Genomic DNA, 13,990 nt, shown 5'->3' with positions numbered 1-13,990 from the left:
GCCGAACTTCGACGACAGAACCGTCGCGATCGCAGCGGTCAGCGTGGTCTTGCCGTGGTCGACGTGGCCGATGGTGCCGACGTTGACGTGCGGCTTGGTGCGTTCAAACTTGCCTTTTGCCATTTTTCAATCCTCAGTAAAGAGCAATTCCCGTGTGATGGTTTTAGGTCTGCACCGTATTGCGGAGTCCCTCGCCACGGGCAACGAGGGGCATGCGATCGCAGACCGGAAAAATCGCCTTCCAGGGATGCCGCGGGACTGGCTTCGCCAGACCGCAGGCATCGCCCCCGGAAAGGGGCTGGCGTTACAGGCGCACAGCGCCTGAAAAGCCTGGGGACGAGCCTTACTTCGCGCGGGCGGCCATGATGGCCTCGGCCACGTTGCGCGGAGCTTCGCTGTAGTGCTTGAACTCCATCGTGTACGTGGCGCGACCCTGCGACATCGACCGCAGCGTGGTCGAGTAGCCGAACATTTCCGACAGCGGGACTTCGGCCTTGATGGCCTTGCCGCCGCCGACCATGTCGTCCATGCCCTGCACCATGCCGCGGCGGGACGACAGGTCGCCCATCACGTTGCCGGCGTAGTCCTCGGGCGTCTCGACTTCCACGGCCATCATCGGTTCGAGGATGACCGGACCAGCCTTCTTACAGCCTTCCTTGAAGCCGAAGATGGCGGCCATCTTGAACGCGAGCTCGTTCGAGTCCACGTCGTGGTAGGAGCCGAAGTGCAGCGTGACCTTGACGTCCACGACCGGGTAACCAGCCAGCACGCCCTGCGTCACGGCTTCGTTGATGCCCTTTTCCACCGCCGGAATGAATTCACGGGGCACCACACCGCCCTTGATCGCGTCGACGAACTCGATGCCCTTACCGGCTTCGTTCGGCTCGATCTTCAGCACGACGTGGCCGTACTGGCCCTTGCCGCCCGACTGGCGCACAAACTTGCCTTCGGCTTCGTCCACCGTCTTGCGGATGGTTTCGCGGTAGGCCACCTGCGGCTTGCCGACGTTGGCTTCCACGCCAAACTCGCGCTTCATGCGGTCCACGATGATTTCGAGGTGCAGTTCGCCCATGCCGCCGATGATGGTCTGGCCGGATTCCTCGTCGGTGTTGACGCGGAAGGACGGGTCTTCTGCAGCCAGACGGCCCAGTGCGATACCCATCTTTTCCTGGTCGGCCTTCGACTTGGGCTCCACGGCCTGGCGGATCACCGGCTCCGGGAACACCATGCGCTCGAGCGTCACGACGGAGTCCGGATCGCACAGCGTCTCGCCGGTCGTCACGTCCTTCAGGCCCACGCAGGCGGCGATGTCGCCGGCGCGGATTTCGCTCACTTCTTCCCGGTTGTTGGCGTGCATCTGCACGATACGACCGATACGCTCCTTCTTGCCGCGCACCGGGTTGTAGACGCTGTCGCCCTTGCTCAGCACGCCGGAGTAGACGCGCACGAAGGTCAGCTGGCCGACGAACGGGTCGGTCATCAGCTTGAATGCCAGCGCGGAGAACTTTTCTTCGTCGTCGGCCTTGCGGGTGACGGGCGCCTCGTTCTCGTCGGTACCGGCCACGGCGGGGATGTCCACCGGCGACGGCATGTATTCGATGACCGCGTCGAGCATGGCCTGCACGCCCTTGTTCTTGAACGCGGAGCCGCACAGCATCGGCTGAATCTCGCCGGCGATGGTGCGCTGGCGGATCGCGGCCTTGATCTCTTCCTCGCTCAGCTCGCCGCCTTCGAGGTACTTGTTCATCAGGTCTTCGCTGGCTTCGGCAGCGGCTTCGACTAGCTTCTCGCGGTACTCGTTGCAGACGTCGGTCAGGTCGGCCGGGATGTCTCCGTACTGGAAGGTCACGCCCTTGTCCTCGTCCCAGATGATGGCCTTCATCTTCACGAGGTCGACGATGCCCTGGAACTTGTCTTCGGCGCCGATCGGGATCTGGATGACGACCGGATTGGCCTTCAGGCGGTCGATCATCATCTGGCGCACACGCAGGAAGTTCGCGCCGGTGCGGTCCATCTTGTTGACGAACGCGAGGCGGGGCACCTTGTACTTGTTGGCCTGGCGCCAGACGGTTTCGGACTGGGGCTGCACGCCGCCGACCGCGTCGTAGACCATGACCGCGCCGTCGAGCACGCGCATCGAGCGCTCGACTTCGATGGTGAAGTCCACGTGGCCCGGGGTGTCGATGATGTTGATGCGGTGCTCCGGGAAGTTCTGCGCCATGCCCTTCCAGAAGCAGGTGGTGGCAGCGGAGGTGATCGTGATGCCACGCTCCTGCTCCTGCTCCATCCAGTCCATGGTGGCCGCGCCATCGTGCACTTCACCGATCTTGTGGTTCACGCCGGTGTAGAACAGGATGCGCTCGGTGGTCGTGGTCTTGCCGGCGTCGATGTGCGCAGAGATACCGATATTGCGGTAGCGCTCGATGGGGGTCTTGCGGGACATGAGAAATTACTCCGTTAACGGACGGAAGCCCGCCCACCCCAGATGGATGGATCGGGCTTCCGGCCAGTCGATTGTGAGAGACGGCTGTGACAGTTCTTAGAAGCGGAAGTGGCTGAAGGCCTTGTTGGCTTCGGCCATGCGGTGCACTTCGTCGCGCTTCTTCATGGCGCCGCCGCGGCCTTCGGTGGCCTCGAGCAGTTCGTTGGCCAGGCGCTGCGCCATGGACTTCTCGCCGCGCTTGCGGGCGGCTTCCTTGATCCAGCGCATCGACAGGGCCAGACGACGGACCGGGCGCACTTCGACCGGCACCTGGTAGTTGGCGCCACCGACGCGGCGGGACTTCACTTCGACCATCGGCTTGACGTTGTTGATCGCAACGACGAAAGCTTCCAGGGGATCCTTGTCCGGATTCTTCTTCTCGATCAGGTCGAGCGCACCGTAGATGATGCGTTCGGCGACGGCCTTCTTGCCGCCTTCCATGATCACATTCATGAACTTCGAGAGTTCGACATTGCCGTACTTAGGGTCCGGCAGGATTTCACGTTTAGGGACTTCGCGACGACGTGGCATGTTGCACCTCAAAAATTTGCTTCAGTTGGCGCCCTGGCGGACACCGCGAGAGCCAGCAGGACTCTCACTTACTCGACCCGGACATCGGGTCACTACGCTGCTTCTCCGCGCCACGCGGATCACAGCACCGAAAGACGGAAACGGAAGGGCTTACTTGGCCTTCGGCTTCTTCGCGCCGTACTTGGAGCGTGCCTGCTTGCGATCCTTGACGCCTTGCAGGTCGAGCGAGCCGCGCACGATGTGGTAACGCACACCCGGCAGATCCTTCACACGGCCGCCGCGGACCAGCACCACGCTGTGTTCCTGCAGGTTGTGGCCTTCGCCGCCGATGTAGGAAATGACTTCGAAGCCGTTGGTCAGGCGGACCTTGGCGACCTTCCGCAGTGCGGAGTTCGGCTTCTTCGGGGTCGTGGTGTACACGCGGGTGCACACGCCACGACGCTGGGGCGAGTTCTGCATCGCGGGGCTTTTCGACTTGGTCTTTTCGACCTCGCGGCCCTGACGCACGAGCTGGTTGATGGTTGGCATGAAAAAACGTCCCTAAACGTTTGGAAAGCGAAAACGTGAAACCCTTCGGAAATTTTCCGAAAAGCCCGCCAGTATAGCAGCGGCCGGTCGCCGATGGCAAACGGGGCCGCTGCCGGCCCGCGCCGGCCTATTTGATCCAGAGGCGGATCGCGTCCCAGGCACGGCCGAAGATGCCGGCCTGCGGTACCGCCTCGAGTGCCACCAGGGGCAGCTCGAGAAGCGGCTGGTCGCCGGCGCTGACCTTGAGCGTGCCGACCGCCTGGCCCTTCTCGAACGGCGCGACCAGCGGGTCGGGCCGCGCGACGTCGGTCTTGATGCGCCCGGCGCTGCCGATGGGCACCGCGACCACGATCGGCTCGGTGCGGCCGAGTGGCAGGGTGCTGGCCGTGCCCTTCCAGACGTTCGGCGTGACCACGGCCTGGCCGGCGTTGAACAGCTTGACCGCTTCGTAGGCGGTGTAGCCCCAGTTGAGCAGCTTCTGCGACTCGTTGGCGCGGGCCGATTCGCTGGACGCGCCCAGCACGATCGACAGCAGCCGGCGGCTGCCGACGTTGGGGAAGTCGCGCTTGGCGGTCGCGACCAAGCAGTAGCCCGCGGCATTGGTGTGGCCGGTCTTCAGGCCGTCGACCGTCGGGTCGCGGAACAGCAGCAGGTTGCGGTTGTTGCCGTTGGCCGCGGGCGTGCCGGGATAGCGGTACTGCTTGATCGCGTAGAAGCCGATGTACTCGGGGAAGTCCTGCATCAGCCGGGTGGCGAGGATACTCAGGTCGCGCGCGGTGGTGGTGTGGCCGGCCTCGGTCAGGCCCTCGGGGTTCTTGTACGTGGTGCCCTTCATGCCGAGCACCTTGGCCTGGTCGTTCATCAGCTGCACGAAGCGCTCGACACTGCCGCCCACGCCTTCGGCGAGCGCGACGGTGGCGTCGTTGCCCGACTGCACGATCAGCCCCTTGAGCAGGTCTTCGACCGGCACCTGCATCTTCGGGTCGATGAACATGCGCGATCCCGGCATCTTCCAGGCGCGCTGGCTGACCGGGAAGGTCTGCTGCAGGGTGATCTTCTTGGCCTTGAGCGCGTCGAACACCAGGTAGGCGGTCATCAGCTTGGTGAGCGAGGCCGGCTCGACCGGGGAGTCGATGTCCTTCTGCGCGAGGATCTGGTGGGCGGTGACGTCCATCAGCAGGTAGCTGCGGGCGGCGATCTCGGGCGGCTGCGGGGCGGCGACGGCCGTGGCCACCGGGGCCGCGGCGGGCTGGGGCGCCTGGGCGGCGGCCGGGAGCGTGGCGACGAAGGGGGCGGACAGCGCGCAGAGGACGAGCGCGCGGAGCGTCGGCGGGAGTCGGTTCATGGGAATCGGCAGGAGAGCGGGAGGAACGGCGGCAGGCCGGACAGGCGGGCGTCGGCGGAAAGAGCGCAGGGCGCGCGGCGGCCCTCAGGCCGCGGGCGACAGCAGGTGGCGCACCACCAGGCCCTTGAGCAGCGGCAATTGTCCGTGGAAAAAATGGCCGCCCGCGGGCACGACTGTCACGGGAAGTGTCTGCGGCCGCGCCCAGGCCATGGCGTCGGCGAGCGGCACGGTGTCGTCGGCCTCGCCGTGGACCACCAGGGTGCGCAGGTGCGCCTCGGGCGGCACGTCGGCCACGGTGAAGCGGCTGGCAGCGGTGCCGACGAAGACGATCTTCTCGACCGGCCGGGTCCGCCACAGGCCGTGCAGCACGTGGCTCATGACGACCGAGCCGAAGGAGAAACCGGCGAGCGCGAGCGGCCCGTCGGGTGCGGCCTGGGCGATCACCGCCCGCAGGTCGTCGGCCTCGGCCCGGCCCTCGTCGTAGGTGCCGGCGCTGGCGCCGACGCCGCGGAAGTTGAAGCGCACCGCGGTCCATCCGCACTGCACGAAGGCGCGGGCGAGCGTCTGCACCACCTTGTTGTCGAGCGTGCCGCCGAAGAGCGGATGCGGATGGGCGATCACCGCAGTGCCGCGCGCAGGCACGTCGGCGGCGGGCCGGTCGATCGCCGTCTCGATGATGCCGGCGGCGCCGGCCAGGTGCAGTCGTTCGGTCTGGGCGTTCATAGATTGCTACTGACTCGATAGCGCACTGCGCAGGCGGGAACTGCGCAAAGTGCCGATTGATGTGCGAAATGCCTCAGCGGCCGACGTCGGGCGGCAGCACCAGCCGCTCGACCACCTGGCCGCGCTGCAGGTGGGAATCGACGATCTCGTCGATGTCGTCCTGGTCGACGAAGGTGTACCAGGTGCCTTCCGGGTAGACCACCGCCACCGGACCGCCGGCGCAGCGGTCGAGGCAGCCGGCCTTGTTGACCCGCACGCCGCCCTGGCCGGCCAGGCCCGCGGCCTTGACGCGCGACTTGCAGCGGTCGAAGCCGTCCTTGGCGCCGTGCAGGGCGCAGCTGTCCTCGCCGCCGGCGCGTTCGTTCAGGCAGAAGAAGATGTGGCGCGCGTAGTACGGCGCGTCGGCGGGAGTGCCGGTGTCGGCGGGCGTGGTGGGGCTCATCGCGAAGATTCTAGGGACGGGCGGTCGCGCCGCGACACCCGCAGCAGTACATAGACCAGCGCGCCGAAGGGCCACAGCCAGCCGAGCCACTGCACCAGCCCGTGGAAGCGGATGAAGCGGCCCTGCTCCCAGGTCTGCAGGGTCTGCCAGAAATAGGCGCTGGTCGGGGCCTCGTTCAGCACGTTCAGATGCACCGCGATCGCCAGCAGCGCCAGCGCCGCCGCGCCGCGCCGGGGCGCCGGCAGCACCAGCGCGACGAGCACCAGTCCCGCGGCGATGCCGACCAGCGCCGGCGCCGTCATCCATTCCCAGGCGTTGGACGGGCCGTAGCTGAGCGCGGACGACAGCGCGGTCGCGCCCAGGCCGACCGCGACCACCCCGGCCGCCAGCACGATGCGCTGGCGCACGGTGCGGGCGATCGAGAACGCGATCAGGCACGGCGCGGCCAGGCCCAGCGCCACGCAGAGCATCTCGGCGCCCGGCACCAGCGGCTCCATCTCGGCGGTGCGCACCGGCAGCCAGTCGAGGAAGGGCGTGCCGTCGAGCAGCACCAGGACGGCATCCTCCAGCCGCTCCAGCACCTGGCCCAGCCCGAACGGCACCGCGACCGGGAACAGCAGCGCGACCGGCCACAGCGCCAGCAGCACCAGCGCGCCCCGCGCGTCGCGGATGAACCAGCGCTCGCGCAGCCGGCTCCAGCGGGCGATCGCGCCCAGCCGCTCCAGGCCCCAGGCGACCAGCGCCCCGACGATCGCGCCGCCGGAATTGAGCGCGAAATCGACGTTGGACGGGATGCGCATCGGCAGGTAGCTCTGCGCCATCTCGAGCGCGAACGACAGCGCCACCCCGCCCGCGGCGCCCGCGGCCACGCCCCAGCCGCCCCGGCCGGTGCGCAGCGCCGCCAGCGCCCACAGGAAGCCGAGCGGGCCGTAGCCGACCATGTTGGTCGCGACGTCGAAGCCGGTCCACCAGCGCGGCAGCGGCGCGGCGAGGAAGGACCAGGGCGGGATGCCCTGGTCGCGCCAGTCGGTGAAGGGATAGAGGCTCGCGTAGACGATCAGCGCGGCGTACGCCCAGGCCAGGGGCCAGGCGGCGGTGCGCTGGGCGTCGGGCGCTCGCTCCACGCGCGCCGGCTCAGAAGGGTTTGACCACGACCAGCACCACGATCGCCAGCAGCAGCAGCACCGGCACCTCGTTGAAGAAGCGGTACCAGCGGTCGCCGTGGGTGTTGCGGCCGGCCGCGAACTTGCGCAGCAGCACCGCGCAGGCATGGTGGTAGCCGACGGCAAGGACGACGAGGAACAGCTTGGCATGCATCCAGCCGTTGCCCGGTCCGCGGCCGATGCCGTAGCCCATCCACAGCCAGGCGCCGAAGCCGATCGCGGGCACCGCCAGCAGCGTGGTGAAGCGCAGCAGCTTGCGCGCCATCAGCAGCAGCCGGTCGCGCTCGGCATGCGAATCGGCCGGCACCATCGCCAGGTTGACGAAGATCCGCGGCAGGTAGAACAAGCCGGCGAACCAGCTGGCAATGAAGACGATGTGCAGCGACTTGATCCAGAGCATCCGGCGAGTGTAGGCAGGCCCCGGGCCGCGCGGCGCGGCGCCAAAAAAAACCCGGCACCGCGCACGAGGCGAAGTCCGGGTCGGCAAACCCGCACGCCGTGAGGCGGCGAGCGCCCGCTCAGGGAGGAAAAGCGGGGGGCGGCGCGAACCGCCCGTCGGTCAATCTAGCGCGGCGTGCATCCGGTTACATCCGGGAGAACCCGCGCCCGGCCCGGCAGCACGGCAGGCGCTGTGGTGCAATCCCGTCAAACCCGCAGACCGCCCTCCGGAGACCGCCATGCACCATTCCGCCCCGACGCCCTACCCGCTCGCCCGTCCGCGCCGCCTGCGCCGCGACGGCTTCAGCCGCAACCTGGTGCGCGAACACGCGCTGACTGCGCACGACCTGATCTACCCGGTGTTCGTGCTGGAAGGCACCGGCCGCCGCGAGCCGGTCGGCTCGATGCCCGGCGTCGAGCGCCTCAGCCTCGACCTGCTGCTGCCGGTGGCCGAGCAGTGCGTGGCGCTCGGCATCCCGGTGATGGCGCTGTTCCCGGTGATCGACCCGGCGCTGAAGACGCCTGACGGCCGCGAGGCGACCAACCCCGACGGCCTGGTGCCGCAGGTGGTGCGCGCGCTGAAGTCGCGCTTTCCCGAACTCGGGGTGATGACCGACGTGGCGCTCGACCCGTTCACCAGCCACGGCCAGGACGGCCTGCTCGACGACACCGGCTACGTGCTCAACGACGAGACGATCGAGGTGCTGGTGCAGCAGGCGCTGACGCAGGCCGAGGCCGGCGTCGACATCGTGGCGCCGAGCGACATGATGGACGGCCGCATCGGCGCTGTGCGCACCGCGCTGGAGGAGACCGGCCGCATCCACACCCGGATCATGGCCTACAGCGCCAAGTACGCGAGCGCCTTCTACGGCCCGTTCCGCGACGCGGTCGGCTCCGCCGGCAACCTGGGCAAGGCCGACAAGAAGGTCTACCAGATGGACCCGGGCAACAGCGACGAGGCGCTGCGCGAGGTGGCGATGGACATCGCCGAAGGCGCCGACATGGTGATGGTCAAACCCGGCATGCCCTACCTGGACGTGGTGCGTCGGGTGAAGGACGAATTCCGCGTGCCGACCTTCGCCTACCAGGTGAGCGGCGAGTACGCCATGCTGCAGGCCGCCGCGCAGAACGGCTGGCTGGACCACGACGCCGCGGTGCTGGAAAGCCTGCTCGCCTTCAAGCGCGCCGGCGCCGACGGCGTGCTGACCTATTCCGCAATCGCCGCCGCCCGTCTGCTACAGAAACGATAGCTTCAGGCGCACACTGCGCCTGCGCAGAAGGCGGATTTCCTCCCTAGAATTCGCCGATGCGCATCTTCGCCCTCCAGGCCCACCGGGTCACCGAAACCGACGACCTGGCCACGCCCGTGCCGCCCGGCGGCTTCCTGTGGATCGCCTGCCACCGCGCGGAATTCGAGGCCCGCCATGCCGAGATCCAGCAGGCGCTGCAGCGGCATTGCGGCGTGCAGCTGGTGGACCTGCACACCTCCGACCTGCTGAACGCGCAGCTGCCGTCTCACTACGACTACACCTCGCAGTACGACATCCTGGTGTTCCGCCGGCTCGCCGCCCGCAGCGGCACCAGCACTGCCGCCCCGCCCGACGGCGCCCTGCCGCTGGCGCCCGGCGGTCCGCCGGTGCTGCGGCGCATCGACACCAATCCGGTCGGCTTCGCCGTCTTCGAGAACGTGCTGCTGACGGTGCATCCGGAGGCCTGCACGGTGCGCGACGCCTTCGCCACGCGGCTGCTCGCCGGCCACGGCACCGAGACCCGCGTCACCGGCGCGCGCCATCCGACCAGCCCGGCCGACCTGATGCTGCGCCTGATCAACCAGATGGTCGACGGTTATCTGGAACTGCGGCGCGAACTCAACCGCCAGCTCGACCACTGGCAGACCGCGCTGCTGCAGCCCAAGGCCCGCTTCCACAACTGGAGCGCACTGCTGGACGCCCGCCTCGCGCTGCACCAGCTCGACCAGATCTGCGAGGACCAGCGCGCCGCGATCCAGGACTGGATCGACACGCTCGAAACCTGGCCCGCCGCGGAATCGCCCGCAGCCCAGCGCGAACACGACCTGCTGCAGGTGCGCAGCCGCGACGTGCTGGAGCACATCGAACGGGTCGTGCACCACGTGCGCCGGTTGGAGCAGAGCGCCGAGACGGTGGTGCAGCTGCACTTCAGCCTGCAGAGCAACCGCACCAACGACATCATGCGGGTGCTGACGACGCTGACCGCGATCTTCCTGCCGCTCAACCTGATCGCCGGCATCTTCGGCATGAACTTCGAGTTCATCCCGCTGACCCATAAGCAGGACGGCTTCTGGTGGGCAATGAGCAGCATGGGCGCGATCGCGGTGATCCTGATCCTGGTGTTCTGGCGCAAGAAGTACCTGGAACGCACCGCCCGCTGACCGCCGGGCCGGCACCACGGCAAAAGGGGCCCGAGGGCCCCTTTTTCTTCGTTCGTGCGGCGTGGCCGCCGGTCCGCTCGGACGGCGACCGCCGCGCGGATCAGCCTTCCGAGGCTTCGCCGTGCTCGATCTGGCCGGCGCGGGCGGCGCGGATCGCGTCGTTGCGCACGTCCTCGCGGGTCAGCGCGGTGGTGACGCCGTCGGCATGCTGGGCGAACTGCGACAGGCGGTCGCCTTCGCCGACGCTGGTGCCGTAGCGGTTGGCCTGCACGGCAGCGGCGGCGACGGTGTCGCGGCTGGCGCTCTGGGTCACCGGCTGGGCGAACTGCGACTGCGGATCGCCTTCGCCGAAAGACGTGCCGGCGTGGGCGCCGATGCTGACGGTGGCGGCCAGGGTGGCGAGGGCGAAGAGCTTGGATGCGCGCATGGTGATTCCTTTTCTATGTGTGATGCGAAGACAAAACCGACAGAGGACCGGACGACGGTCCCGCCGCGGCGAGGGGCCGGCGGCGGGACTGTCGCTCCGGGTTTTCCCTGGAGGTCTCTGTCTGAATCCCAGCTGAGGCATCGGTTCCGCATCCCAATGCCCGCCGGAAGCACCACACCATTGCGCCAATCGAAACAATGACGGCATGGTGTCCGACCTACGAAAGTTCGGTGAAAAGGCAGGCGCCACCCGGTGCCGCCCTTGCCATGTCGTGAAGCGCGCGGACCGGCCGGCCTGCAAAGACCGCCCAAGCCGGCTCAGAGCAGCAGGAAGGCCAGCGCCGCGACCGCGGTCGGCGCGAGCGCACCGAGCAGCAGGCCGCCCGCCTCGACCGTGTCGTCGGCAAAGCCCCGCTTGAGCAGCGCGACCCCGGCGGGGTTCGGTGCGTTGGCGATCACCGTCAGGCCGCCGCCGGCGACCGCACCGGCCACCAGCATGTAGCGCGCCGGGTCGGACAGCCCCTCGATCAGCGACCCCAGGTAGGTGAGCGCGGCGTTGTCGGTGATCGCGGTCAGGCCCAGCGCGCCGAAAAACAGCGCGAGCGGCGCCAGGCCCTCGACGATCGGCTGCAGCCACCAGCGCTGCAGGCCGCCCAGCACCACCAGGCCCGCCAGGAAGAAGGCGACCAGCAGCGCCTCCTTCAGGATCAGCGGGCTCTGGTGGCGGCTGTAGGCCTGGGTATAGCCGACGAACAGCAGGAACAGGCCGATGAACACGACCGGATGGTGCGCGAAGACCACCACCGCCGCCAGCAGCGCGAGGTGCACCGCCACCACCGCGACCGGCACCGGCGGCCGCACATCTTTGGGTGCGGTCGGGCCGTCCGGCAGATCGCGCAGGTGGCGCGCCAGCACGGCGGTGGCCAGCGAGGCGTTGAGCAGCACCGCCAGCGCCGCCTTCCAGCCGAAGGTCTGCAGCATGAAGGCGCTGTCCCATTGCCACGCGCCGGCCACCATCAGGACCGGCGGCGCGGCATAGGCGGTCAGCGTGCCGCCGATCGAGACGTTCACGAACAGCGTGCCCAGCGCCAGGTACTTGGGCAGCGGCGGCACCGCCCGCCGGAACACGACCGGCGCGAGCATCAGCGCGGCGATGGTCATCGCCGCCGGCTCGGTCACGGCCGAGCCCAGCAGCGGCACCACGGCCAGACCCAGCCAGGCGATGGCGGTGGGCCGGCGCATCCAGCGCATCCGCCCGGCGAGCGCATGGGTGGCGGCAGTGGCGCTCCAGAGCACCGGCCGCGAGGCGGCGATGACCATCACCACGAAGACGAACAGCGGCTCGGTGTAGTTGCGCGACTCGACGTAGGCGAGCGCTTCCGCGCCGCCGGCCGCCAGCGCCATGAGCGCCACCAGCACGATGGCCCAGAAGCCGAACACCACTTCCACCTCGCCGAGCAGGTGGAACAGCCCCGCATGGCGCGGGTACCGGTGGGACAGCCGCTCCAGATGCCGGGCAGCGAAGGTATGGACGAGGGCCACGGCGAACAGCGCCGCGGCAAGGAGGGAGACGAGGTCAGGGTACATGGGAAACGGCATGCACGAACAGATCGCGCGGCGGCCCGACCTGCGCTGAACCTGGACCATGCCGCCCCGGCATGCCACCCGCAGGCAAGTCTACCGGCGCGCCGGTGCGCCCGGTGTCGGACGGCGCCGGCGCCGGCCGCGCTCAGCCCAGGTGCCGGGCGAAGAACGCCAGCGTGCGCTCGCGCGCCTGCTTCGCCGCCGGTGCGTCGTACGAGCCGCGCTGGTCGCAGTTGAAGCCGTGGTCGGCGGGGTAGACATACACCTCGACCTCGGGGTGCTGCTTTTTGAACGCCTCGACCGAGTCCAGGCTGATCCAGTGGTCCTTCTCGCCGAAGTGGGCCAACACCGGTACCTGCGGCGTGCGGCCGGCTTCCTCGGGGGTGGTCATGCCGCCGCCGTAGTAGGCGACCGCCGCCGACAGGCCCTGCACCTGCTCGGCCGCGCGCCAGACCATCAGGCCGCCCCAGCAGTAGCCGACGATGCCGACCTTGCCGGCCTTGGCCGCGTACTGGACCGCGGCCTGCACGTCCTGCAGTGCGCCCGGGGCGGGCAGCGCCTCGACCGCGGCCTTGAGCCGCATGCCTTCGGCCATGTCGGCTTCGGCATAACCGAGCTCGACGCCCTGCTCCACCCGGTGGAAGGTGGACGGCGCGACCGCCAGGTAGCCCTCGGCGGCATAGCCGTCGGCCACGGACCGGATGTGCGAGTTCACGCCGAAGATCTCCTGCAGCACCACGACAGCGCCCTTCGGCGCGCCGGAGGGTTCGGCGACGTAGGCCGGGAACTGGAAGCCGTCGGCGGAAGTGAGGGTCACGGTGGAGGAGCCCATGGATGATCGTGTCCTGTACGGTGATGCAGCGGCGCTGCGGGTGGGGAAGAATGCGAGCCGTGATGGTAGAGGCCTGCGCCGCGTCCGGCGGTTGCAGGACGTTCGCGCCGGGCCCCCGCTCTTTGACTGTGCTGTGCCGCCCCGCGCGTCCGGCCGCAGGCCTGTCCTTCCCGTAGTCCCCAGGAGACCCACCCCATGAAACTGCTCCGCCACGGCCCCCGCACCGCCCCGCGCCCCGGCCTGCTCGATCCCGACGGCCAGGTCCGCGATCTGAGCGCGGTGGTCGCCGATATCGACGCCGACTGCCTGTCGCCCGCGGCGCTGGCGCGGCTGCGTGCCCTCGACGTCGCCGCGCTGCCGGTGGTGCCGCAGGACACGCTGCAGCCGCCGGTGGCCGGCATCGGCAAGTTCATCGGCATCGGGCTCAACTACGCCGACCATGCGGCCGAGGCCGGCATGCCGGTGCCGGCCGAGCCGATCTTCTTTTCCAAGGCACTGAGCTGCCTGGTGGGCTGCGACCATGCGCTGGTGCTGCCGCGCGGCTCGCGCAAGACGGATTGGGAGGTGGAGCTGGGCGTGGTGATCGGCCAGCGCGCCCGCTACGTGGACGAGGCCGACGCGCTGTCGTACGTCGCGGGCTACTGCGTGGTGAACGACGTGTCGGAGCGCGAATACCAGCTCGAGCGCGGCGGCACCTGGGACAAGGGCAAGGGCTGCGACACCTTCGGCCCGGTCGGCCCCTGGCTGGTCACCGCCGACGAGGTGCCGGACCCGCAGGCGCTCGGCCTCTGGCTGGAGGTGAACGGCCAGCGCTACCAGGACGGCAGCACCCGCACGATGGTGTTCGGCGTGGCGCAGATCGTGAGCTACCTGAGCCGCTTCATGACGCTGGAACCCGGCGACCTGATCGCCACCGGCACGCCGCCGGGCGTCGGCATGGGCATCAAGCCGCAGCCGCGGTTCCTGCAGGCCGGCGACGTGGTGCGCCTGGGCATCGACGGCCTGGGCCAGCAGCGCCAGGCGGTGCACGACTGGGACCCGACGCTGATCGACGGCTGACCGGGTACGGCTTCGGTACCGCCCGGG

General features: G+C 68.9%; 15 protein-coding genes. 3 read left to right on the top strand and 12 right to left on the bottom strand.

All coding sequences use genetic code 11. The annotated features are described in order from the left end of the window. The 9 genes from QZ500_RS10795 to QZ500_RS10755 form a co-directional block, all read right to left on the bottom strand. The coding region (locus tag QZ500_RS10795; RefSeq protein WP_284410709.1) for a GTP-binding protein at positions 1–123 on the bottom strand (123 nt) is incomplete at its 3' end. Positions 124–343: 220 nt separating this feature from the next. Continuing rightward, entirely contained in the window at positions 344–2,443 is a 2,100-nt protein-coding gene (gene fusA / locus QZ500_RS10790) for an elongation factor G (RefSeq protein WP_295854974.1), read from the bottom strand. Between the two features lie 96 nt (positions 2,444–2,539). Then, on the bottom strand, positions 2,540–3,013 hold the full coding sequence (gene rpsG, locus QZ500_RS10785) for a 30S ribosomal protein S7 (RefSeq protein WP_055837645.1): 474 nt from the start codon (positions 3,011–3,013) through the stop codon (positions 2,540–2,542). A 150-nt stretch (positions 3,014–3,163) separates the two neighbouring features. Further along, positions 3,164–3,541, bottom strand: a complete 378-nt coding sequence (gene rpsL / locus QZ500_RS10780) for a 30S ribosomal protein S12 (protein ID WP_198971880.1) — start codon at positions 3,539–3,541, stop codon at positions 3,164–3,166. 127 nt (positions 3,542–3,668) lie between these two features. Continuing rightward, entirely contained in the window at positions 3,669–4,886 is a 1,218-nt protein-coding gene (locus QZ500_RS10775) for a D-alanyl-D-alanine carboxypeptidase family protein (RefSeq protein WP_295854969.1), read from the bottom strand. A gap of 84 nt (positions 4,887–4,970) precedes the next feature. Then, a complete protein-coding gene (locus QZ500_RS10770) occupies positions 4,971–5,609 on the bottom strand; it encodes an alpha/beta hydrolase (RefSeq protein ID WP_295854968.1) in 639 nt (212 codons plus the stop codon). 73 nt (positions 5,610–5,682) lie between these two features. Continuing rightward, on the bottom strand, positions 5,683–6,051 hold the full coding sequence (locus QZ500_RS10765; RefSeq protein ID WP_295854966.1) for a (2Fe-2S) ferredoxin domain-containing protein: 369 nt from the start codon (positions 6,049–6,051) through the stop codon (positions 5,683–5,685). Then, positions 6,048–7,175, bottom strand: coding sequence for a VanZ family protein (locus QZ500_RS10760; protein WP_295854965.1), 1,128 nt, complete (start codon positions 7,173–7,175; stop codon positions 6,048–6,050). Before QZ500_RS10760 ends, QZ500_RS10765 begins: the two co-directional genes overlap by 4 nt. Positions 7,176–7,185: 10 nt before the next feature. After that, entirely contained in the window at positions 7,186–7,614 is a 429-nt protein-coding gene (locus QZ500_RS10755; protein ID WP_295854963.1) for a CopD family protein, read from the bottom strand. A 277-nt stretch (positions 7,615–7,891) separates the two neighbouring features. Here QZ500_RS10755 and hemB point away from each other — a divergent pair, with 277 nt between their 5' ends. Both hemB and QZ500_RS10745 read left to right on the top strand, forming a co-directional pair. Next, positions 7,892–8,902 carry a porphobilinogen synthase gene (gene hemB / locus QZ500_RS10750; RefSeq protein WP_295854961.1) on the top strand — a complete coding sequence of 337 codons (1,011 nt, stop codon included), beginning with the start codon at positions 7,892–7,894 and terminating at the stop codon, positions 8,900–8,902. A gap of 56 nt (positions 8,903–8,958) precedes the next feature. After that, positions 8,959–10,062 carry a magnesium transporter CorA family protein gene (locus tag QZ500_RS10745; protein WP_295854958.1) on the top strand — a complete coding sequence of 368 codons (1,104 nt, stop codon included), beginning with the start codon at positions 8,959–8,961 and terminating at the stop codon, positions 10,060–10,062. Positions 10,063–10,162: 100 nt separating this feature from the next. On the opposite strand, the gene QZ500_RS10740 is transcribed toward QZ500_RS10745, so the two are convergent. The 3 genes from QZ500_RS10740 to QZ500_RS10730 all read right to left on the bottom strand — a co-directional run bounded on the left by QZ500_RS10740 (position 10,163) and on the right by QZ500_RS10730 (position 12,904). Continuing rightward, on the bottom strand, positions 10,163–10,489 hold the full coding sequence (locus tag QZ500_RS10740; protein ID WP_295854954.1) for a hypothetical protein: 327 nt from the start codon (positions 10,487–10,489) through the stop codon (positions 10,163–10,165). A gap of 317 nt (positions 10,490–10,806) precedes the next feature. Continuing rightward, positions 10,807–12,075: a putative Na+/H+ antiporter gene (locus tag QZ500_RS10735; protein ID WP_295854952.1), complete on the bottom strand. Its 1,269-nt coding sequence runs from the start codon at positions 12,073–12,075 to the stop codon at positions 10,807–10,809. Between the two features lie 142 nt (positions 12,076–12,217). After that, positions 12,218–12,904: a dienelactone hydrolase family protein gene (locus QZ500_RS10730; RefSeq protein ID WP_295854950.1), complete on the bottom strand. Its 687-nt coding sequence runs from the start codon at positions 12,902–12,904 to the stop codon at positions 12,218–12,220. Between the two features lie 195 nt (positions 12,905–13,099). Between QZ500_RS10730 and QZ500_RS10725 the strand changes: the two genes are divergently transcribed. Next, a complete protein-coding gene (locus QZ500_RS10725; RefSeq protein ID WP_295854947.1) occupies positions 13,100–13,963 on the top strand; it encodes a fumarylacetoacetate hydrolase family protein in 864 nt (287 codons plus the stop codon). Positions 13,964–13,990: the final 27 nt, after the last annotated feature.

This window comes from uncultured Xylophilus sp., assembly GCA_913776965.1.
GTDB lineage: Bacteria > Pseudomonadota > Gammaproteobacteria > Burkholderiales > Burkholderiaceae_C > Xylophilus.
Note: the sequence above shows the minus strand (reverse complement) of the source record. Positions and strands in the feature narration are given on the sequence as shown.

Excerpts from the sequence above, each read along its gene's own strand:
- QZ500_RS10770 (WP_295854968.1), bottom strand. The coding sequence starts at position 5,609 with ATGAACGCCCAGACCGAACGACTGCACCTGGCCGGCGCCGCCGGCATC.
- rpsG (WP_055837645.1), bottom strand. The coding sequence starts at position 3,013 with ATGCCACGTCGTCGCGAAGTCCCTAAACGTGAAATCCTGCCGGACCCT.
- QZ500_RS10735 (WP_295854952.1), bottom strand. The coding sequence starts at position 12,075 with ATGTACCCTGACCTCGTCTCCCTCCTTGCCGCGGCGCTGTTCGCCGTG.
- rpsL (WP_198971880.1), bottom strand. The coding sequence starts at position 3,541 with ATGCCAACCATCAACCAGCTCGTGCGTCAGGGCCGCGAGGTCGAAAAG.
- fusA (WP_295854974.1), bottom strand. The coding sequence starts at position 2,443 with ATGTCCCGCAAGACCCCCATCGAGCGCTACCGCAATATCGGTATCTCT.
- QZ500_RS10775 (WP_295854969.1), bottom strand. The coding sequence starts at position 4,886 with ATGAACCGACTCCCGCCGACGCTCCGCGCGCTCGTCCTCTGCGCGCTG.
- hemB (WP_295854961.1), top strand. The coding sequence starts at position 7,892 with ATGCACCATTCCGCCCCGACGCCCTACCCGCTCGCCCGTCCGCGCCGC.
- QZ500_RS10755 (WP_295854963.1), bottom strand. The coding sequence starts at position 7,614 with ATGCTCTGGATCAAGTCGCTGCACATCGTCTTCATTGCCAGCTGGTTC.
- QZ500_RS10725 (WP_295854947.1), top strand. The coding sequence starts at position 13,100 with ATGAAACTGCTCCGCCACGGCCCCCGCACCGCCCCGCGCCCCGGCCTG.
- QZ500_RS10765 (WP_295854966.1), bottom strand. The coding sequence starts at position 6,051 with ATGAGCCCCACCACGCCCGCCGACACCGGCACTCCCGCCGACGCGCCG.
- QZ500_RS10730 (WP_295854950.1), bottom strand. The coding sequence starts at position 12,904 with ATGGGCTCCTCCACCGTGACCCTCACTTCCGCCGACGGCTTCCAGTTC.
- QZ500_RS10745 (WP_295854958.1), top strand. The coding sequence starts at position 8,959 with ATGCGCATCTTCGCCCTCCAGGCCCACCGGGTCACCGAAACCGACGAC.
- QZ500_RS10740 (WP_295854954.1), bottom strand. The coding sequence starts at position 10,489 with ATGCGCGCATCCAAGCTCTTCGCCCTCGCCACCCTGGCCGCCACCGTC.